The organism is Bradyrhizobium aeschynomenes (assembly GCF_013178945.1).
Lineage (GTDB): Bacteria > Pseudomonadota > Alphaproteobacteria > Rhizobiales > Xanthobacteraceae > Bradyrhizobium > Bradyrhizobium aeschynomenes.
On record NZ_JABFDM010000002.1, the window covers coordinates 173,453 to 193,724 of the forward strand.

16 protein-coding genes and 1 tRNA gene are annotated in these 20,272 nt (G+C 66.8%); 3 read left to right on the plus strand and 14 right to left on the minus strand.

The features are described 5' to 3' along the window. Positions 1 to 40 precede the first annotated feature (40 nt). The 10 genes from HL666_RS05500 to HL666_RS05545 form a co-directional block, all read right to left on the minus strand. Positions 41 to 1,996: an alpha amylase C-terminal domain-containing protein gene (locus HL666_RS05500; protein ID WP_210261786.1), complete on the minus strand. Its 1,956-nt coding sequence runs from the start codon at positions 1,994 to 1,996 to the stop codon at positions 41 to 43. 23 nt (positions 1,997 to 2,019) lie between these two features. Continuing rightward, positions 2,020 to 2,391: a tRNA-binding protein gene (locus tag HL666_RS05505; RefSeq protein WP_172108007.1), complete on the minus strand. Its 372-nt coding sequence runs from the start codon at positions 2,389 to 2,391 to the stop codon at positions 2,020 to 2,022. 426 nt (positions 2,392 to 2,817) lie between these two features. Then, the gene (locus HL666_RS05510) at positions 2,818 to 3,795 is read right to left on the minus strand and encodes an ABC transporter ATP-binding protein (RefSeq protein WP_172108005.1); all 978 of its coding nucleotides are present in this window, start codon (positions 3,793 to 3,795) and stop codon (positions 2,818 to 2,820) included. Then, positions 3,792 to 4,781, minus strand: coding sequence for an ABC transporter ATP-binding protein (locus HL666_RS05515; protein ID WP_172108003.1), 990 nt, complete (start codon positions 4,779 to 4,781; stop codon positions 3,792 to 3,794). The genes HL666_RS05510 and HL666_RS05515 overlap by 4 nt, the downstream gene beginning before the upstream one ends. Positions 4,782 to 5,097: 316 nt before the next feature. Beyond that, positions 5,098 to 6,015, minus strand: coding sequence for an ABC transporter permease (locus HL666_RS05520; protein WP_172108001.1), 918 nt, complete (start codon positions 6,013 to 6,015; stop codon positions 5,098 to 5,100). After that, on the minus strand, positions 6,012 to 6,953 hold the full coding sequence (locus HL666_RS05525; RefSeq protein WP_172107999.1) for an ABC transporter permease: 942 nt from the start codon (positions 6,951 to 6,953) through the stop codon (positions 6,012 to 6,014). The genes HL666_RS05520 and HL666_RS05525 overlap by 4 nt, the downstream gene beginning before the upstream one ends. A 14-nt stretch (positions 6,954 to 6,967) precedes the next feature. After that, the gene (locus HL666_RS05530; RefSeq protein WP_172180314.1) at positions 6,968 to 8,569 is read right to left on the minus strand and encodes an ABC transporter substrate-binding protein; all 1,602 of its coding nucleotides are present in this window, start codon (positions 8,567 to 8,569) and stop codon (positions 6,968 to 6,970) included. A gap of 307 nt (positions 8,570 to 8,876) precedes the next feature. Beyond that, on the minus strand, positions 8,877 to 9,833 hold the full coding sequence (locus HL666_RS05535; RefSeq protein ID WP_172180316.1) for an N-carbamoyl-D-amino-acid hydrolase: 957 nt from the start codon (positions 9,831 to 9,833) through the stop codon (positions 8,877 to 8,879). A gap of 110 nt (positions 9,834 to 9,943) precedes the next feature. After that, complete coding sequence (locus tag HL666_RS05540; protein WP_210261761.1) at positions 9,944 to 11,473, minus strand: aldehyde dehydrogenase family protein; 1,530 nt, start codon at positions 11,471 to 11,473, stop codon at positions 9,944 to 9,946. An 8-nt stretch (positions 11,474 to 11,481) separates the two neighbouring features. Further along, positions 11,482 to 12,363, minus strand: coding sequence for an NAD(P)-dependent oxidoreductase (locus HL666_RS05545; RefSeq protein ID WP_172180319.1), 882 nt, complete (start codon positions 12,361 to 12,363; stop codon positions 11,482 to 11,484). Between the two features lie 107 nt (positions 12,364 to 12,470). Between HL666_RS05545 and HL666_RS05550 the strand changes: the two genes are divergently transcribed. Together HL666_RS05550 and HL666_RS05555 are read left to right on the plus strand one after the other, a co-directional pair. Further along, entirely contained in the window at positions 12,471 to 13,427 is a 957-nt protein-coding gene (locus HL666_RS05550) for a LysR family transcriptional regulator (protein WP_172130854.1), read from the plus strand. Positions 13,428 to 13,507: 80 nt separating this feature from the next. Continuing rightward, positions 13,508 to 13,828 carry a hypothetical protein gene (locus tag HL666_RS05555; protein WP_172107987.1) on the plus strand — a complete coding sequence of 107 codons (321 nt, stop codon included), beginning with the start codon at positions 13,508 to 13,510 and terminating at the stop codon, positions 13,826 to 13,828. Between the two features lie 62 nt (positions 13,829 to 13,890). On the opposite strand, the gene HL666_RS05560 is transcribed toward HL666_RS05555, so the two are convergent. From HL666_RS05560 to HL666_RS05570, 3 genes are all read right to left on the minus strand, one after another. Beyond that, positions 13,891 to 13,964 (minus strand) — tRNA-Gly (locus HL666_RS05560). Positions 13,965 to 14,406: 442 nt separating this feature from the next. Continuing rightward, positions 14,407 to 15,009 (minus strand): TMEM175 family protein, encoded by a 603-nt coding sequence (locus HL666_RS05565; RefSeq protein ID WP_172107985.1) that lies wholly within the window; start codon positions 15,007 to 15,009, stop codon positions 14,407 to 14,409. Positions 15,010 to 15,134: 125 nt separating this feature from the next. Continuing rightward, complete coding sequence (locus HL666_RS05570) at positions 15,135 to 16,046, minus strand: BA14K family protein (RefSeq protein ID WP_172180321.1); 912 nt, start codon at positions 16,044 to 16,046, stop codon at positions 15,135 to 15,137. Positions 16,047 to 16,358: 312 nt separating this feature from the next. Here HL666_RS05570 and HL666_RS05575 point away from each other — a divergent pair, with 312 nt between their 5' ends. Then, on the plus strand, positions 16,359 to 18,242 hold the full coding sequence (locus tag HL666_RS05575; protein ID WP_172180322.1) for an acyltransferase family protein: 1,884 nt from the start codon (positions 16,359 to 16,361) through the stop codon (positions 18,240 to 18,242). Positions 18,243 to 18,257: 15 nt separating this feature from the next. On the opposite strand, the gene HL666_RS05580 is transcribed toward HL666_RS05575, so the two are convergent. Then, entirely contained in the window at positions 18,258 to 20,156 is a 1,899-nt protein-coding gene (locus HL666_RS05580) for an acyltransferase family protein (RefSeq protein WP_172180941.1), read from the minus strand. Positions 20,157 to 20,272 lie beyond the last annotated feature (116 nt).

A 20,272-nucleotide genomic window follows, 5' to 3' on the forward strand; every position in this document is an offset into this window, starting at 1 on the left:
GCAGGGTCGATTGATCGTGTAGCCGCACGGGCTACACTCCTCATTTCCGCGCGAACACCAGTACGCCGTTGGCCGGGATCGTCACCATCGCCGAATTCGGCTGGCCGTGCAGCGCGGGGCCGTTCGCGGTCACCGCGCCGTTGTTGCCGACGACGCCGGGATTGACCCAATTGTCGTAGACGTCGCTGTTGAACACCTCATGCCACGTGCCGCCAGCGGGAAAGCCGATCGCGTAGTCGCGCCATGGTGTTTCGCTGAGGCTCGCGATCACCATGACGTCGTCGCCTTGGCCGTCCCAGCGGTGGAAGGCTAGGACGCGGTTGGCGTCATGGACGTGGACGATGGCGCAGCCCTCGGATGTCAGCGCCGGATGGGTGCGACGGATGGCGATCAGCTCTGATGTGAAGCGCGTTGCGTCCGCGGTGATCTTGTCCTCGCCGTCGAGCAGCGCCCACTGGATCGTGGTGTCCAGGCTGGGCGTGTCGCTCCAGGGCCGGTCCTCGAACAGCTCCTGGCCCATGAACAGCATCGGGATGCCCGGCGCGGTCAGCAGCAGGCCGGTGGCGACGCGGCAGCGGCTGCGCGCGTACCAGCAGCGGCTGTCGACGGGATCGGCGAGACGCGAGATGCGCGGCTCGCGCCCGGCATAGACGATGTCGTGGTTCTCGATCGAATTGACAGCGCGCCAGCGCTGGCCGAGGCCGAGATCGGCGATCGCCGCGGCAATCGGCTGCATGGCGACCTGAGCCCCTGCCCCGCCGGCCGCGCCGGCGATCGCGCCGCGCACGGCGAGCCGCAGGCCATCGCTCCAGGTCGCATCGAACCCCGCGCCGCCCGTGGCGATGGTCTTCACCACCCACGGATTGACCGGCCAGAATTCGGCGATCTGGATCGCGTCAGGCTTCTCCGCGCGCAGCGCCTCGGTCAGTTGCTGGCAGGTTGCCCAGCCGCCGAAGCGGTCCATCACGCTAACCTCGTCGAAGCGCAGGCCGTCGGCGTGATATTCGCGGTAGAACATGATCGCGTTGTCGACGAGGTACTGCCGCACGTCGGCATTCCAGTAGGCAAACACCTGGCCGCCGGCCCAGCCCTGGTCGGTGAAATACAGGCTGCGATTGGGATCGCCGTAAGGCTGGCGGTCGAAGAACCAGATGCTGGCCTCGTCGAAACCGCCCCCGGCGTGGTTATAGACGACGTCGAACAGCACGGCGATGCCATGGACATGGCAAACGTCGATCAGCGCGCGCAACTGGTCGTCGCAATGCCTGACGACGCCGAGATCGGCGTAAGGCGCGGCGCCCGCGGCCATCAGGATCTCGTTGGTCCGCGCGAAATAGGCCGCGAGATGCGCCTCCTCCGCCTCGCCATAGTCCGTCTCGGGGCTGAACAGGTCGGTGCCGTTGTAGCCCATGCTGAACATAGTCGGGAATTCCTGCACCGGCAGCAGCTCGATGGCGTTGATGCCGAGCTTGGCGAGGTGCGGCACACGCTCGATCACGTCGAAGAAGCAGCCGTCGGGATTGCCCGCCTTCATGTCGAACGTGCCGACATGGAGCTGATAGATCACCAGCTCGTTGCTGGGGGGCGGCGCGAAATCAGCGTCATGCCAGGGAAAGGCTTGCGGGTTGCGCAGCACCGAATGCGCCTGCGGGAACGGTGGATCGACGGTGAGCAGACGCGCGTGGGGATCGCGCTTGTAGCCCGAATGGCCCTCGCCCTCGACGAAGTACATGTAGGCGTCGCCGTCCTTCAAGGATGGGATGAAGACCGCCCAATGACCGTTGCCGATCGGCGCCAGGCGGCAGCTCGCATCCTGCGCCCAGTCGTTGAACGGGCCGGAGACGTAGATCGCCTTGGCATGCGGCGCGAACACGCGGAACGTGGCGCCGCCCGTCACGAGCGTGCCGCCCATGGGAGCCTGGAGAAGGTGCATCTGCCGCAGCGAAATCCTCAAGCCTTCGGGGAACGGCGGCAGCGTAACAGGTTCCAGCAGCATATCCACGGTATCGGCTCCCCTGCTCAGAACAGCCGCGCGCCGTTCGGCACGCGCTTGTCGGGCTGGAACAGCACGACGTTGCCCTGTTCGTCGGGAAAGCCGAGCGTCAGCACCTCGGACATGAATTTGCCGATCTGGCGCGGCGGGAAGTTGACGACCGCGGCGACCTGGCGGCCGACCAGCGTCACCGGATCATAGAGCGAGGCGATCTGCGCGCTGGAGCGCTTGGTGCCGATGGCGGGTCCGAAATCGATCGTCAGCTTCAGCGATGGCTTGCGCGCCTCCGGATACGGCTCGGCGGCGACGACGGTGCCGGCGCGGATGTCGACGGCCAGGAACTGGTCGAAGCTGATCTGCGCGGCCGCCGGTGCTGTCGGATCATGGGCGAGATGCATGGCGGCCTCTTCGAACGCGGGACATGCCGCGCCAATCGGGTTCCGGCGCGGCGGTGGACTTGAGATTCCTCAACCGGATCAATTTCTAGTCGCCGGGTCGGGCGGTGACAATGCACCGGCCTGGGGATGGCGCGTGCGCAGGGACGATTGGGAAGGTCGGTGTGGCCGATGAGCAGCAGGCCGCGCCCGCTTGGGGAAGAGCCCCGCTGCTTTCCCACGCTCCGCCGTCGTCCCGGCGCACGCCGGGACCCATAACCACAGGCCGTGGTCGTGACACGAGACGGCCAGGCTTGCGCAAGCCAACAGCCGACACGGAGCATGGGGCCCGGGTCAGCGCCCGCCGCCGCTTCGCGTCGGCGGGCTTGCCCGGGACGACAACGGAGGTTGGCGTGAGAGCGGGTGATCAGAGCCGCAGCGCCACACCAACTACGCGGGGTTCTCCAAATGACACGCCACCCACTGCTCCTCGCCCTTCAACCTCAGCTCCGGCACTTCGCTCCGGCAGCGGTCGAAGGCCAGAGGGCAACGCGTATGGAAGCGGCAGCCTTTCGGCGGATTGACCGGGCTCGGCACGTCGCCCTTGAGGATGATCGGGCTGCGCTCGGCGCCGGGCTCGGGGATCGGCACGGCTGACAGCAGCGCCTTGGTGTAGGGATGGCCGGGGCTGGCGAAGATCTGACGGCGCGGGGCGATCTCGACGATGCGGCCGAGATACATCACGGCGACGCGATGCGTCATGTGCTCGACGATGGCGAGGTCGTGGCTGATGAACAGCAGCGCGAGGCCGAACTCGCGCTGCAGATCCTGCAGCAGGTTGACGATCTGCGCCTTGACGGAGACGTCGAGCGCCGACACCGCCTCGTCGCAGACGATGAGGTCGGGCTTGGCGGCGAGCGCGCGCGCGATGCCGATGCGCTGGCGCTGGCCGCCGGAGAATTCATGCGGCCTGCGGCTCACGGCGTCGCGCGGCAGGCGAACGATCTCCATCAGCTCCTTGATGCGCGCATCGAGTTCGGCCTTGTCCTTGGCGAGCCCGAAATTGTTGATCGGCTCGGCGAGGATGTCGCGGATCCGCATCCGCGGGTTGAGGCTGGAAAACGGGTCCTGGAACACGACCTGGACGCGACGGCGCATCTCGCGCAGGCTGCCAGGGCCAAGATCATCGATGCGCTTGCCGTCGAGCACGATCTGGCCGCCGGTGATGTCGAACAGCCGCAGGATGGCGCGGCCGACGGTGGACTTGCCGCAGCCGGATTCGCCGACCAGCGACAAGGTCTCGCCGCGCGCGATCTCGAACGACACGCCGTCGACGGCGTGCACCCGGCTCTTGCTGCGGCCGAACAGGCCACTGCGGATCGGAAAATGCTTCTTGAGGTCGTTGACCTGGAGCAGTGGCATGGTCATGCGGCGGCCTGCTCCTTGGCGGCGAAGTGGCAGGCGGCGATGTGATGCGCGGCCTTCTGCTCCAGCCCCGGCGCGTATTGACGGCACAGGTCGGTCGCAAGCGCGCAGCGGCCGGCGAACACGCAGCCGTCGATACGCTGCTTGAGGTCCGGCACCTGGCCGGGGATCTCGGCGAGGCGCTTGGTCTCGCCCGACAGCGACGAGCCGAGCTTGGGCAGCGCGCCGAGGAGGCCTTGCGTGTAGGGATGACGCGGCGAACGGAACAGCTCCTTCACCGGCGCTTCCTCGACCTTGCGTCCCGCATACATCACCATCACGCGCTCGGCGACTTCGGCGACGACGCCGAGATCGTGGGTGATCAGGATGATCGCGGCGCCGACGCGCTGCTTCAGTTCGAGCATCAGCTTGAGGATCTGCGCCTGGATGGTGACGTCGAGCGCGGTGGTCGGCTCGTCGGCGATCAGGAGCTTCGGATTGCAGGCCAGCGCCATCGCGATCATCACGCGCTGGCGCATGCCGCCGGACAACTGGTGCGGATATTCGCGCACGCGGCGCGCAGGCTCGGGGATGCCGACCAGCGTCAGCATCTCGACGGCGCGCGCTTCCGCCTGCGCCTGGTCGAGGCCCTGATGCAGCCGCAGGGTCTCGCCGATCTGGCGGCCGACGGTCAGCACCGGATTGAGGCTCGTCATCGGCTCCTGGAAGATCATCGAGATGTCGTTGCCGCGCAGCGCGCGCATCTCGCGATCGCTGAGCGACAGGATGTCCCGGCCCTCGAGCCTGATCGAGCCCGCGATCTTGCCGGGCGGCTCCGGGATCAGCCGCATCATCGACATCGACGTGACGGACTTGCCGCAGCCGGATTCGCCGACGATGGCGAGCGTCTCGCCGGGATTGACGTGGAACGACACGCCGTCGACCGCACGGTTGATGCCGGTGGGGGTGCGGAAGTGGACCTGGAGATTCTCGACCTCGAGCAGCGGCATCAGGTGAGCTCCGGGTCGGACGCGTGATCGCAAATGACCTCGCTCGATCTGACCGAGTCCGTGGCGGGCTGCACTCTCGCCCCACGTCGTTCCGGGGCGCGCGTCAGCGCGAGCCCGGAACCCATACCCACAGGGAGACGTGTGAGGCACGCTCGTAGTGGGATCCCGCCCCACATCATCTGCCTGTGGTTATGGATTCCGGGCTCAGCCCTGCGGGCTGCCCCGGAATGACGGGCGGAGAGAGTGGAGTGAGCCATCGGCAGCGTTGTCGCGGGTGCTGCGATTGCGCGGGCGGACATGGTTCTGCTCGCTCCGCTCATGGTGATTTCGCCATGCGCGGGTCGAGCGCGTCGCGGAGGCCGTCGCCGACGAGGTTGACGGCGAGCACCGTGACCGAGAGGAACGCGGCCGGGAAGAACACGATGTAGGGCTTGACCTGCCACAGCGCGCGGCCCTCGGCCATGATGTTGCCCCAGGACGGAATGGTCGGCGGCGTGCCGGCGCCGATGAAGGACAGGATCGCCTCGGTGATCATGGCGCTGGCACAGATATAGGTCGCCTGCACCAGCATCGGCGCCGTCGTGTTGGGCAGGATGTGGCGCAGGATCACCATCGGCGTGCGCGTGCCGGAGGCGACCGCGCCATCGACATAGGGCTGCTCGCGCAAGCTCAGCACCACGCCGCGCACCAGGCGCGCGACGCGCGGGATCTCGGCGATGGTAATGGCGAGGATGACGTTGCCGACGCTGCCCCGAGTCAGCGCCATCAGCGCCACGGCCAGCAGGATCGGCGGGATCGACATCAGCCCGTCCATGCAGCGCATCAGCACGCCGTCGGCCCAGCGCACGAAGCCGGCGACGAGGCCGATCGCGAGCCCGATCAGCGAGGCCGCCAGAGCGACCGAGAGGCCCACCGTGAGCGAGACGCGGGTGCCGTACAGCACGCGCGAATAGATGTCGCGGCCCAGCGCATCGGTGCCGAACCAGAAATCCGCCGACGGCAGCCGCGTGCGCTTGGCCGGCGCGATCGCGGTGGGGTCAACGGTGAAGAGGAACGGCGCGAACACGCCGATGATGACGAGTACCAGCAGCAGCGCGCCGCCGATCGCGACCGTCGGATGGTTGCGCAGGAAGCCGATGGCGCCGCGCCGGATCTTCGGGGCCGCCATCAGGTCGGGCAGACGAGGCGCGACGACGAGGCCCGGCGGCGGAGAGGTTGTGGTCGTGGCGGTCAATAGCGGATCCTCGGGTCGACCAGGGTGTAGGTGATGTCGATCAGGAGATTGACGAGCACGTAGACGAAGCTGAACAGCAGCACGATGCCCTGAATGACAGGATAGTCGCGGCGCAGGATGGCATCGATGGTGAGGCGGCCCAAACCCGGGATCGCGAACACGCTCTCGGTGACGACGGCGCCGCCGATCAGAAGCGCAATGCCGATGCCGACCACGGTGACGATCGGCACCGCCGCGTTCTTCAGCGCGTGGATGAACAGGATGCCGCCCTGCCCCAGCCCCTTGGCGCGCGCGGTGCGGATGTAGTCCTGTTGCAAAACCTCGAGCATGGCGGCGCGGGTGATGCGGGCGATCAGCGCGATGTAGACGCAGCCGAGCGCGACCGCCGGCAGGATCAGGTTCTGCAGCCACGGCCAGAAGCCCTGAGCAAGTGGCGTGTAGCCTTGCACCGGCAACAGGTCGAACTTCAAGGCAAACACATAAGCGAGGATGTAGCCGACGACGAACACCGGCACCGAGAACCCGAACACGGCGAACGCCATGATCACGCGGTCGATCCAGGTCCCCGCCTTCCACGCCGCGATGACGCCGAGAGGCACCGCGACGATGATGGTGAGGACCAGGGTCACCATCATCAGCGACAAGGTCGGCTCGATGCGCTGGGCGATCATCGAGGCCACCGGCAGGTTGGTGAAGATCGAGGTGCCCAGATCGAAGTGCAGCAGGCGCCACACCCAGCTGCCGAACTGGACCAGGAAGGGCTGGTCCAGTCCGAGATTGGCGCGGATGCGCTCGACGTCGGCCGGGCTCGCCTGGTCGCCTGCAATCACCGCGGCGGGATCACCCGGCGCGATGTAAAGCAGGCTGAAGACGAACAGCGCGACGATCGCCATCACGGGCAAGGTCGACAGCACGCGTCGGAGCGCATAAGCGAGCATCTGAGGTCAGCGCCTTATGCGGTCTTCGATACGCCCCAGAACAGCGGGATCGGCCCCTTGGTCACGCCGGAGACGTTCTTGCGCCACGCGGTGTAGCCGAGGAAGAAGCCGGTCGGTGCAAACACGACGTCGTCGAGCGCTGCCTTGTTGATGCGGGCCGCGACGGTCTTCTCCTCGTCGAGCGACTTGGCGTTGAACCAGTTGGTGATCTCCGTCTCGACCTTCTCGCTGGTCGGCCAGCCGAACCAGGCCTTGTCGCCATTGGCGCGCAGCGCGGTGTAGGCGGCCGGGTTGATGCAATCAGCGCCGGCATGCCAGGTGTGGAACATGTGCCAGCCGCCTTGGGCAGGCGGCGTCTTCTGGGCGCGGCGGGCGCCCACGGTGCCCCAATCGGTGGCGACGAAGTCCACATTCATGCCGAGCTTCTTGAGCAGATCGGCGGTGACGTCGCCGAACGCCTTGGTGATCGGCTGGTCCTGCGCGACCACGCAGGTGATCGGCTCGCCCTTGTAGCCGGCTTCCTCGAGCAGCTTCTTGGCCGCCGCGAAGTCGCGCTTGCCCTTCAGGATCTCGCCGCCGGCCTCGGTGTAGAGCGGCGTGTCCGGGGTGAAGAAGCCGGGCAGCGGCTTCCACAGCGCGTTGTCGTCGCCGACCAGCGCGCGCATGTAGTCTTCCTGGCTCAGCGCCATCAGGATGGCCTGGCGCGCCTTCACATTGTTGAACGGCGCATGCAGATGGTTCATGCGGAACGAGCCGACATTGCCGAGAGGATCGCCGATGTCGACGCCGATGTTCTTGTTGCCCTTCAGCACCGGCACGAGATCGGTGATCGGGTTCTCCCACCAGTCGACCTCGCCGTTCTGCAAGGCGGCGGCGGCGGTCGCCGGATCGGGCATGATCACCCATTCAACACGATCGACCAGCACCTTCTTGCCGCCGGCAAGCCACACCGGCTTCTCGTCGCGCGGCACGTAGTCGGCGAACTTCTCGAACACCGCCTTGGCGCCCGGCACCCACTCGCCCTTGACGAATTTGAACGGACCGGAGCCGATGTATTCCGACATCTGCTTGAACGGGTCGGTCTGCGCGATGCGCTCAGGCATGATGAAGGCGCAGGGCGCATTGCCCTTGCCCAGCGCGAACAGCATTTTCGGGTAAGGCTGCTTCAGCACCCACTTGAAAGTCGTGTCGTCGACCGCCGTGAGCTCGTTCTGGATCGCCTTGAGCATCAGGCCCATCGGATCGCGCGCCGACCAGCGCGTCAGGCTCGCCACCACGTCCTTGGCGAGCACCGGCTCACCGTCGTGGAATTTCAGGCCGGGACGCAGCTTGAAGGTCCAAGTCAGGCCGTCGGAGGAGACTTCTTCCGACTCCACCATCTGGCGCTGCGGCACGAACTTGTCGTCGATGCCGTACAGCGTGTCCCAGACCATCGCCGCCGCGTTGCGCACGACGTATTGCGTGCCCCAGATCGGATCGAAATTGGCAAGATTGGCCTGCGGCACAAAGCGCAAGGTCCGCGCATTTGCACCTTGTGCGATCGCCGGCGCTGCAATTCCCGTCAGCGCCAGACCACCCGCGCCTGCCAATCCCTTCAATACCGTTCTGCGATCCATGTTCTCTCCTGATGCAAGATGCCTGAGTTCAATTGCCGAAATTGTAAGCAAGGCCCATGCCATGCACGTCGAGTGCATTCATTTGAACGCAAATGAGGCATGGAGCGCAAGAGCCCGCTCGTCTCCACGCGTCATTCCGGGGCGTACCGCGCAGCGGCGCGAGCCCGGATTCCACAGCCACAGGCGGGCGTTGGAGATGCGAGATGTCACCACCCGCGTGCCCCGCACGTTTGCCTGTGGTTATGGATTCCGGGCTCATCGCTGCGCGATGCCCCGGAATGACTCGTGGAGGGGTCTCGGCCTTGCATCACTGCTTCTTCACCGGCGATCCATCCGCCATCAGCGTCTCGCCCTTGCGCTCGACGATCATGCCGTAAGCCCCCGGCTGGCGATGGACGTCGAAATTGAAGATCGTCTGCTTATAGGACTTGCACAGATCGAGGTCGCATCGCGCCAGCGCGATCTCGTCGCCCTTCGTGGCGCAGGCCGCGACGATCTCGCCTGACGGCGCGATGATGCAGCTGCCGGCGATGTGGTCGATGCCCTCCTCGATGCCGCCCTTGGCGACGCCGATCACCCAGGTGCCGTTCTGATAGGCACCGGACTGCATCACGAGGCGGTTGTGGAACAGCGAGAGGTCGTCATGCTCCGGCGCCGGCGGATTGTGCACCGGCGTGTTGTAGCCGATCAGCACCATCTCGACGCCCTGCAGCCCCATCACGCGATAGGTCTCGGGCCAGCGGCGGTCGTTGCAGATCGCCATGCCGATGACGCCGCCGAATGCGTCGGCCACGCCGAAACTCTTGCCGGGCTCGAAGTAACGCTTTTCCAGATGCTGGAACTTGCGCCACGGCTCGTGCTCGGCATGACCCGGCAGATGCACCTTGCGGTATTTCGAGACGATGCGCGCGTCCTTGTCGACCAGAATCGCCGTGTTGTAGCGGTGCACCACACCGTCCTCGATCGTGAGCTCGGCATAGCCGAGGCAGAAGCCGATGCGCAGCTCCTTCGCGAGGGCGAACAGAGCCTGCGTCTCCGGCCCCGGCATCTCGCGCTCGAAATAGCAATCGATCTCCGCCTGATCGGCCATGTACCAGCGCGGGAAGAAGGTCGTGAGCGCGAGCTCGGGATAGACGATGAGATCGCAGCCATTGGCGTGGGCCTGGCGCATCAAGGCGATCAGCCGCGCAACCACCGCGGTCCGTGACTCGCTCCTGGCAATCGGGCCGAGTTGACCAATGGCGACGTTGACGAAGCGCGGCATCACTCTGTTCCTTATTTCGGAACTGGCTCGTCGTTCCGTGGGCGCGCAGTTCTTGCACCGATCATGCCATGCAGCCCCGTCGGCGCAAGCACCTGATTCACGACATCGTCTCACTCACGCAAGCCGGGCGCGTAGCCGAAAGCGACCGCGGGCTCGGCGGCGGTCTCGACCCACACGCTTTTCACCTGCGTATATTCGTAGAGCGCCTCGACGCCGGAGGAGCGGCCATGGCCGCTGTTGTTGTAGCCGCCGAAGGGCGAGGCGACATTGATCGTCTTGTAGGAGTTGATCCAGAAGGTACCGGCCTTCACGCTCGCTGCAACGCGATGCGCGCGCGCGACGTCCTTCGTCCACACCGCGCCGGCAAGGCCGAACTCGCTGTCATTGGCGATCGCGATCGCCTCCGCCTCGGTCTCGAAGCGGATCGCCGCGACCACGGGGCCGAACACCTCCTTGCGCGCAATGCTCATCGCGTTGGTGACGTTCTTGAGCACGGTCGGCTTGACGTAGTAGCCGCTGGACGCGGCCTCGCCAAAGCTGCCGCTGACGATCTCGGCCCCCTCCCCCACGCCGTCGCGGATCAGCGACAGCACGCGATCATATTGCCTGGCGTTGTTGATCGGACCGATCTCGGTGTCCGCCGACAGCGGATCACCGCATTTGATCTTGGCTGCGCCTTTCGCGACCAGATCGACGAAACGGTCGTACACCGCGCTCTGCACCAGCAGACGCGAGCCCGCGACGCAGCTCTGTCCCGCACCGCCGAAGATCGCCGCCTGCGCGCCGATCGCGGCGCGTTCGAGATCGGCATCGGCGAACACGATGTTGGCGGACTTGCCGCCGAGCTCGAGCACCGACGGCACCAGCCGCCGCGCCGCGGCCTCGCCGATCAGGCGGCCCGTCGGCACCGAGCCGACGAACACGACCTTCTTCACCGCCGGCTGACTCAATGCCGCCTGCCCCGTGGTGTGGCCGAAGCCGGCGAGCACGTTGACGACGCCCTTCGGCAGCCCCGCGCCCTCGGCGATCACCGCGAGCGCCAGGGACGTCAGCGGCGTCAGTTCGGACGGCTTGAGCAGCACCGCATTGCCCATGCTGATCGCGGGCGCGATCTGCCAGCCGGCGGTGAAGACCGGCGCATTCCATGGCGTGATCTGCAGCACGACGCCCATCGGCTCGCGGCGCGTGTAGTTGAGATGGCTCGACGGCACCGGGATGACGTCGCCGTGGAATTTGTCGGCCCACCCCGCATAGTATTCGAACATCTCCGCGACCTTGGCGACCTCGCCCCTTGTGTCGCGGATCGGCTTGCCGGCGGAGAGCGATTCCAGTAGCGCCAGCGGCTCGGCCGCGGCGAGAATCGCGCGCGCGATGGCCTGCATGATGCGGCCGCGGCCCGCAGCGGTGACACGTGCCCACTCCGCCTGCCCGGCCGTCGCCGCCGCTGCGGCCTTCGCGGCGACGTCGGCACCCGCATCCGCATAGCTGAACAGCAATTGCCCGGTGGCGGGATCATTCACCGAGACGGTCGCGCCATCGCCGATGACGAGTTCGCCGCCGACATGCGAGCCGATGCTCGCGAAGTCGGGCCAGAACGGCCGGATGACCTCGCGCAGTCGCGGGTCGATGAAGTGGGTCATGGCTGCACTCATGTCTTCGAGATCGGGCCGAGCTGCAGCTCGACGATGCGGTTGAAATCCTCAGGGTCCGCGATGCTGCCAGCACTCTCGGCCCAGATGCGCGCGGTGTCGGCCGCCATCGGCAAGGCAAGGCCGAGCTCGCCGATGAGCTGCGCCGCGAGTCTCACATCCTTGCGCATCAACTGCATGGTGAAGCCGGAATCGAAGGCGCCGTTGAGGATCCAGTTGGGCACGTTGACCTGGGTGATGCCGGAGCGGCCGGAGCCGGCGTTGAGGCCGTCGAGCAGCCTGAACGCATCGACGCCGGCGGCATCGGCGATGCGCAGCGCTTCGGCGGCGGTGAGCAGATGCGCGGCGCAGAGCAGATTGTTGACGATCTTGGCGACATTGCCGGCACCGACGCCGCCGACATGCACGCGCTTGGCGCTCATCCGCTCAAGCACCGGCAGCACCCGGGCGAGATCGTCGTCGTCGGCACCGATCACCATGGTCATGGTGCCCGTCGCCGCGCCCTTCGGTCCGCCGCTGACCGGCGCATCGACGAAGCCCATGCCGCGCGCCTTGAGCAGGCCCGCGAGCCGCCGCGACGTTTCGGGATGAGACGTGGAGGTGTCTGCGATGACGGCACCGGCCCGCGCATGGGCGAGGATGCCGTCGGCGCCCTCCACCACGCGCGCGACGATCTCGGCCGTCGGCAGCGACAGGATGATGGTGTCGGCGGCTGCGACCACGGCGCCGATGCCGTCAGCAATGGCAATGCCCGCGACGGCCAGCGCCGCGCGGGTTGCCTCGGATGCGTCATAGCCGGTGACGGCGAAGCCCGCGCCCTTCAGCGTCAGCGCCATGCCGCGTCCCATGTTGCCAAGTCCGATGATGCCGACGGCGGTCACGATGCCTCCTGAGATACTGCCCAGAAAATCTAGCCGCCCGATTCCAGGGCAGACATCAGCGCAACCCGGCGCTAGTGTTGACCTCTGGTCAACACTCATCCGAAGCCATGTCCGCCTTGCTCGACCACCACCGGCTCCATTATCTCCACGAGGCGATCCGGCTCGGCTCGGTCCGCGCCGCCGCCGAGGCCCTCGACATCAACGCCTCCGTGATCAGCCGGCAGATCGCGCTGCTGGAGAAGGAGCTCGGGCTCACGCTGGTCGAGCGGCTCAGCCGCGGCATCCGCGCCACCGCGGCCGGCGCGCTGCTGGCCGAGCGCTTCCGGCAATGGCAGGCCGACCAGGCCGACACCGTGGCCAAGCTGCGCGAGTTGCAAGGGCTCAAGCGCGGCCATGTCGACATCGTGCTCGGCGAAGGCTTCGTCAGCGACCTGATGTCGGGCCCGCTCGGCCGATTCTGGCAGCGCCATCCCGATCTGACCATGGCGTTCGATCTCGCCGGCACCAACGAGGTCGTCAACGCGGTGGCTGAGGACCGCTATCACATCGGCCTGGTGTTCAACCCCTCAGCCGATCCGCGCATCCGGATCGCCACCGCAAGCCGCCAGCCACTCTGCGCGATCGCGCCGCCGGATCATGCGCTGACGCGGCTCGGCCGTCCCTTGCGCCTGCGCGAGCTTGCCGACCATCCGCTCGGCCTGATGCATGCAAGCTACGGCACCCGCCAGATCGTCGCGCTGGCAGAAGCCGCCGAGCACATCGCGCTGGCGCCGAAGCTCACGACCAGCTCGATCAACGTGCTCCGTCACTTCGTCAAGAGCGGCCTCGGCCTGACGCTGCTCCCCGCGTTCTCCATTGCTGCCGATCTCGCCGACGGCTCGCTCGCTGCGATACCGATCGACAGCCGCCTGCTGTCCTCGAGCGAGGCCTGCGTCATCACCCGGCGCGGCCGCGAGCTGCCCCACGCGGCAAGTCATCTGCTGCGCTTCCTCAGCGGTCAGATGAAGGCGTTCAAGGGCGGCGAAGCAGCACGCAGGGCCGGCATCGGCGCCGCCGCGCGATGACGGCCTGACGTTCCCGATTGCTCTCTATTGCACTCGCGCCTTGGTTGCGCTTGGATATTGCAACGCCAGGAGACACCGTCATGCGCCACGTCCTCGCGATCGCCTTCCTGCTGGCAGCGACCGCAGCCGAGGCTGAGACCTGCCAAGTCATCGGCAATCAGGTCGTGTGCGACAATGGCATGTCCGGGCAGCGCATCGGCAACAACACCTATTGGAGCGACGGCACCTCGTCGCAGCAGGTCGGGCGTTTCACCTACAACAGCGACGGGACGAGCTCGCAGCAGATCGGCAGTCACACTTATTACAGCGACGGCACGTCCTCGCAGACGATCGGGAACACGACCACCTTCAGCGATGGCAGGTCATGCCGGCGGATCGGAAATCAGATCTATTGCGATTGATCGGTCTCCAGCAGGGCCGGCGCCATCTGTTGGCGGATCGACGGTCTGGAGCGGGTGAAGGCTGGAGCGGGTGAAGGGAATCGAACCCTCGTATTCAGCTTGGAAGGCTGCTGCTCTACCATTGAGCTACACCCGCATCGGCGCGTTCCCTAACATGGTCCGGCGCCGGTCTCAACCTCTTCGGGCTCAGGACCGCTTCAGGCCAAGTCCGGCACCGGAGGTGATTGAGGCCGCGGTCGAACGGCGCGTTTCGAAGGATCCGTCCGTTCCGAACCGCAATGCAGCATGGATCACGACGGGAAGTTCCGTATTCGGCCCCCCTACCATCCCGGCCCGCCCCGGCCTATATTGACATTTCCATCAACAACGAAAGGAGGTGATCCAGTGTCTTTCACCAAGCGCTGTCACCTCGCTGGGATCGCCCGCTGAGCAGCTCTTCATGAGCGACGTTCGATGAGCGCGTGATTCGTCAGCGATCGCGCTATCGCGGCTTGGCAACGGGGCGGTCTCGGCCCTGGACCAGCGAGTTCAAGATCGGAAGGCGCGGCGGGTCTGATGGCCCGCCGCGTTTTTTTGTCTCAAGGACGGTCGCCTGCGGCTTGCACCGGCGCCGAGCGCACGAAGCGCCGCACCAACATTCCGCCGAAGCCGAGCATCCAGAAATATTGGACATATTCCGGCGCGTAGGCGGCAATCACCATGCCCGGCACGAACACGACCACCGGGAAGACCGCGCCGGCGATCTCGGCATGGCGGCCGCTCGGCAGTGCGAGCCACCACAGCGCGGCGTTGAGAGCGGCGATCACCGTCAGATGCAGGCCGTACAGCACGGCCACCGCGCTCGACAGCCGGTAGCCGCCGTACAGACCGTTGGTGACCGGCAGCAGCACGATCGACAGCAGGAAGAACAGGTTGAGCAGCACGACGGGACGGCTGCCGAACGGCTGCCGCGCCAGCCGGCGGTGATGGCTGATCCAGAACACGCCGGCGATGATGAAGCTCAGCGCCAGCCCGGCGAGCCTGCCGGAATAGGTGTGTGCCAGATCCACCCAGTCCGGCAGTTGCGCGAAATGGGGCTTCGGCAGGTCATAGGCCAGAAGCGTCATCGCCACACCGAAGATGGTGTTGGAGAGCGATTCGAGGCGGCGCATTTCGAACAGGTCGGATTGGGGCTCGGTCATTTCAGATCGGAGGCATCGGCACGCGTGCGGGACAAGTCAGCTCCGATCTATAGCAGGTCTCGGACGGCATTGTCCGAGCCGCACGCGACGGGGGCGGCCGCCCATTGCAGCCCCCTCTCCCAGCCTCAGCGGCAGGCGTAGGTGTGACCGTCGAAGCCGCGATAGCTCCGTGTAGCCGGATTGTAGCTGCGGAACTGCACGCAGGGCGGCAAGCCGGCGGTACGCCGTGGCCGCTCCTCGGCTTGGGAGCGGGCCGCAACCGGCGTTCCGGTGTTGGCCGGCTTCGCCATCACGATCATCGATCGGATCGCCGACATCGTCGTGGGCTTGCCGGTCTCCTTGCCGGCGGCTTTCGGCTGCTCGGTCTGTCCCCCCTTGGGCGCCGCATCCTTGACGGCAACGACCACGGCTTTGGCGGATGTCGCCTTGGCGGCCGAAGGCTTGCCGGCCGAAGGCTTGTCGGGTGCGTTGCCTGAGGCCGTTCTGCTCGGCGCCGCACCACCTGCCGCCGCGGTCACGGACAATGCTCGGCCGGAGATGGTCTTCGCTGCCGCAGGCTTGGCCGGGGTGGCCTTGCCGGTTGCCGGGTTGCTCGACGCAGGTTTGGCAGCCGCCGCGGGATCGAGGGCAGCAGCCTTGGAGACCGCCTCCGCCTTGTCCCCGGCAGTCGCCTGCTTCTCCTCTGCGGCGGGCACGGGTTGGGCGGCCGCAGCCGCGTCATTGGCCGCCGGCTTGGCCTCGGCAGTGGCCGATGGGCTCGATTGTGCCGGCTTGGGGTCCGCCTTGGCGTCTGTCTTGGCGTCCGTAGATGCGGTCCTGTCGTCGGCGGTCTTATCGACAGCCGCGACCGGAGCCTCGGCCGGCTTCTTGATCAGCTTCTTGCAGTCGAGCGGAAATACCAGCTCGCCGGATGCAGTAAGCCCGATCGGCTCGCATCCGCCAAAGGGACCGCTCTCCTTCTGCACGTCCCTGGCTACATCGGTGGCAGGCGCCGCACTCGCTCCCCCCGCCTCTGCCCCCTGCGCAACGGGAGCCATCGACGCAACCTGTAATAGAACAACGCCGCACAACAAGCCGGCCCGGCCGGTCTTCCGCCCCAATGTACGCATGACACGCTCGCTCGACGCATGAACTACTTGCGAAGCCAACACGCCATTGAGGCAAGTCTGTGAAGGAAAGCCGCGCTGAGCCCCAGCGATGTCAATTCAGTGGCGTTGTGTCATGTCTGCACGACCGGTTGCACCACAGGAATCCCTCAATGCAGTTGCAATCGGCGCTTACTCAGGTCGCTCCGCCCGCGCTGATCGCTCGAGAAGACGCCAGCCGCGCGCGCCGTTCGGACCTGGACCTTGAGCTCAACCGACTATCGTCCCGACATCGACTGCCTGCGCGCCTTCGCGGTCATCTCGGTCATCGCGTTCCACTACGACATTCCGCCATTCCGCAGCGGCTATGTCGGCGTGGACGTGTTCTTCGTCATCTCTGGCTTTCTGATCACCCGGATCATCCACGACGAGGCCAGCACGGGCACGTTCTCGTTCGCGGCATTCTATCGCCGCCGCGCCCGGCGTATCCTACCCGCGGCGTTCGCCATGCTGTGCGCGACCCTGGTCGGCGCCAGCCTGATCCTGCTGCCGCAGGAGACGGTATCGGTGGCTCAGCAGGCGGTGGCCGTGCTGACCTTCAGCTCCAACATCCTGTTCTGGTCGCAGCAGAGCTATTTCGATGGCGCCGCCATCGCCAAGCCGTTGCTGCACACCTGGTCGCTCGGTGTCGAAGAGCAGTACTACGTGCTGTTTCCGGCGCTGGCGCTGGCCGTCTTTGCGCTGCGGCGCGCACAGATGCTGGCGATCCTCGCCGCAGCCTGCGCCGTCTCGTTCCTGCTCTGCGTCGTCCAGACCCGGATGCAGCCGGCGGCGGCGTTCTATCTGCTGCCGGCGCGGGCTTGGCAGCTTGCGCTCGGCGCATTGCTGGGGGTGGAGGCGCTGCCGGCGCTGCGGAGCGAGCGGCTCAGGATCGCGGCGACCACGCTGGGGTGGATCGCGCTCGGCGCCTCGGTCAACATCTTCTCACCGCGCACGCTCTACCCGGGCACGGCGGCGCTGCTGCCCTGCCTCGGCACCGCCGCGGTGATCTGGGGCAAGCCGGCCCTGCCGAGGACCGTCCTGATGCTGGCGCGGCCAATGATGGCCGTCGGCCTGTGGTCCTACTCGCTTTATCTCTGGCACTGGCCGGTGGTCTCGTTCGCAACCGCCATCTGGGGGCCGCCCGGCTCAGCGATAGACAAGCTCGCGCTGCTCTGTGGCTGCACGACCCTGGCGCTGGCGAGCTTCTATCTGATCGAGCAGCCGGCCCGCCGCGCCGATTGGCCGGGAACGGCGCGCGCCCTCGCGGCAACCGGCGCAGCTGCGCTCGCCGCCAGCGTCGTCATGATCTCCGCGTCCGGCTTTCCCAACCGGTTCTCCCCGCAGCAACGGGCCATGGCCGACTTCCTCGGCTACGACCACAGGGACGTCTACGAGGAAGGCCGCTGCTTCCTCGCCCCGGGTCAAACAGTCGAGGCGCTGCAGCCCGCCTGTCTCGCCAAGGGCCCGCATCCCAACATCCTGTTGTGGGGCGACAGCCATGCCGCACATCTGGCTCACGGTCTGAAGCTGGCGCTGCCGCAGGCCACGCTGTTGCGCGCGACGATGGCGCAATGCGTGCCCTATGACGAGCCGGGCCAATCGGCGGCCTGCACAGCCTTCAATCGCCGGCTGCCCGGCCTCGTCCGCAATCTCACGCCCGACACGGTGATTCTCTCCGGCAATTGGACGCATACTGCGATGGCACCGGCGGCGCGCACCAGCCTGCTGGCAACCATCAGGACGATCGCTGACGCCGGCAGCAGGGTCGTTGTCGTCGGACCGAGCCCGCAATTCGACCGCGCTCTGCCCCACCTCCTGATCGCAGCGATGCGCTTCGGCGTCACGACCGAGGGACACATGCCGAATCTTTTCGGCGAGGTCGACGGCTTTCTGCGGGCGCAGCTGAAGGACCGGCCACGAACGGACTACGTATCGCTGCTCGCGCTGCTCTGCCCTGGCGGTGCGTGCATCCTGCAGGCGCACGACGGCGCGCCGATCGCCTGGGATCAGGGCCATTTCACCGCACAAGGCTCGGAGCTCGCCGCCACCGGCATCGTCCGGGAATCGCCGACACTGGCGGCATCGCTTCCGGACGAGCGCGACTGAGTCCGGCGCTTTGCCCTAATCGTCGGCGAGAAAGGTCGCAAAGATCGGCGCTGCCCGCTCGCCCATGCGTTGCGCGCCGGCCACCGTGAAATGGCCGGCGTCCTGGAACAGCCAGACGCCGTCCTCCACGACCGGACAATCCTGGTCGCAATAAACCTCCGAGGGCCGCAGCAGCGTCGCCTTCTGCAAGGGCCTGATCGCCTCGCTCAGGACGACGTCGATGGTATGGTTGGCCGCGACGGCCTCGCCCTTCGGCACGGGATCGCAGGGCTTCGCCGGCGCGTGCCAGCGCGGACCCGGCAGCATGCGCAACGGATCGAACGCGCAGTTCACCGGCCGAACCTGACCGCCGATGACGAGGAAATGGCGGCCGGGCCGGTCGAGCAGGCGGATCGTCTCGGCCAGATGATGGGCCACCTCGGCGTTCCGGGCCTGGGCCGCCGGCCCGTCGCCGAGATCGAGATAATTCTGCCAGGCCTGCCCGATCACGACGAAATCCGCCTGCGATTGCCGGATGCGCGGCAGCTCGCTGTCGCGCAGCTCCGCACAGACGCGCGCGCGCGGGCCTTCCGCGGTCAGGCCGGCGAGCGTCGGGCAGCCGCTCATCGTCGAGACATGCCCGATCATGCCGCGCGTCTTCAGGGAGTCGTCGAGCGCCGCGACATATTGCTGGACGTAGGAATCGCCGAGCAGCTCGACGCCGCGCGTGCCCTGAAGATCGCCGAACGCGCACAGGCGCCCGATCGTCCGGCCGCATTTGTTGAGGCCGAAGCCCTGCAGCTGGAACAGCGCGAGCTGATCGTCCGGCAGCCGCGACACGACGCCGTTGGCGCGGAACGTCACATGGGTCAGGCCGGCACCGACGAGGAGCACGGTCGCGAAGCTTGCCACCTGCGCGAAACGCGGCCAGGGCAGCCGTCGCAGCGGTTGCTCGACCGCGACGAACATGAGCGCCGCCAACGCGCCCATCAGCGCAAGCTGGGACGCCAGCCCCGCAACCGTCTGCGCAGCATCGCCGAAGAGGAAGCTGGCGAAGAAGATCACCGGCCAATGCACGAGATAGAGCGAATAGGAGACGATGCCGACCGCGCGCACCGGACGGGCCATGAGCAGCGAGGTCGGCGCATTTGCGGCGATGATGACGGCCGCGGCAACGCATGGCACGAGCGCCGACACACCCGCATAGGCCTGGATGCGGCCGATGACGAGGAGGCTGCCGATCAGGACGACGTCGCCACAGGCCGCCGCGAGCGAGCGAAGGCGCGGCGACGGTGCGAGACGCGCCTCGATCGGAATGGCGAGCGCGCCGAGCGCAAATTCGAACACCCGGAACGGCGTCAGGAAGAACACGGCGTCCGCATCATGCGGCAGCCAGAGCACAGCGGCAGCCAGCGACAGCAGGCCGAGGGCGGCGATGAGACGGAAGACATGCCGGCCGGCGCCCACCCACATCAGGAGCAGCGGCGCCAGTGCATAGAACTGGACCTCAAGCGACAACGACCACAGATGCAGCAGCGGCAGCTGATCCGCCGTCGGCGCAAAATAGGCGCTCGCCTCGCGCCAATACTGGATGTTGGAAATCGAGAGCAGCCCGTGCGTCGCCTCCTTGGCCAGCTGGCGCAAGGCCTCCGGCGACAGGAACAGCCAGCCGACGGCGAAGGTCATGCCGATCGTCGTCACCAGCGCAGGCAGAATGCGCCGCGCCCGCCGCAGATAGAATTCGGATAGCGAGAACCGCCCTGCCCTGACGTCACGCAGGATCTGGCCGGTGATGAGATAGCCGGAGATGACGAAGAAGATGTCGACGCCGGCAAAACCCGCCTCGAAGCCCCTGATCTTGAGATGGAACAGAATGACGATGACGACGGCAATCGCCCTGAGGGCATCGATGTCAGCACGATGACTGCGTTCCAATGTGGCCACCCCGCGCATGCTTCGAGGCAAACGAGATGCGCAGACGCCAATGGCAACAGCGGGAAACAGTCATGACGCCATCGGACCCATCCGATGACCTCCGGCAGGCGGCGGCG

Coding starts and splice junctions, on each gene's coding strand:
- HL666_RS05500 (WP_210261786.1), bottom strand. CDS start 1,996: ATGCTGCTGGAACCTGTTACGCTGCCGCCGTTCCCCGAAGGCTTGAGG.
- HL666_RS05505 (WP_172108007.1), bottom strand. CDS start 2,391: ATGCATCTCGCCCATGATCCGACAGCACCGGCGGCCGCGCAGATCAGC.
- HL666_RS05510 (WP_172108005.1), bottom strand. CDS start 3,795: ATGACCATGCCACTGCTCCAGGTCAACGACCTCAAGAAGCATTTTCCG.
- HL666_RS05515 (WP_172108003.1), bottom strand. CDS start 4,781: ATGCCGCTGCTCGAGGTCGAGAATCTCCAGGTCCACTTCCGCACCCCC.
- HL666_RS05525 (WP_172107999.1), bottom strand. CDS start 6,953: ATGCTCGCTTATGCGCTCCGACGCGTGCTGTCGACCTTGCCCGTGATG.
- HL666_RS05530 (WP_172180314.1), bottom strand. CDS start 8,569: ATGGATCGCAGAACGGTATTGAAGGGATTGGCAGGCGCGGGTGGTCTG.
- HL666_RS05535 (WP_172180316.1), bottom strand. CDS start 9,833: ATGCCGCGCTTCGTCAACGTCGCCATTGGTCAACTCGGCCCGATTGCC.
- HL666_RS05540 (WP_210261761.1), bottom strand. CDS start 11,473: ATGACCCACTTCATCGACCCGCGACTGCGCGAGGTCATCCGGCCGTTC.
- HL666_RS05550 (WP_172130854.1), top strand. CDS start 12,471: ATGTCCGCCTTGCTCGACCACCACCGGCTCCATTATCTCCACGAGGCG.
- HL666_RS05555 (WP_172107987.1), top strand. CDS start 13,508: ATGCGCCACGTCCTCGCGATCGCCTTCCTGCTGGCAGCGACCGCAGCC.
- HL666_RS05565 (WP_172107985.1), bottom strand. CDS start 15,009: ATGACCGAGCCCCAATCCGACCTGTTCGAAATGCGCCGCCTCGAATCG.
- HL666_RS05570 (WP_172180321.1), bottom strand. CDS start 16,046: ATGGCTCCCGTTGCGCAGGGGGCAGAGGCGGGGGGAGCGAGTGCGGCG.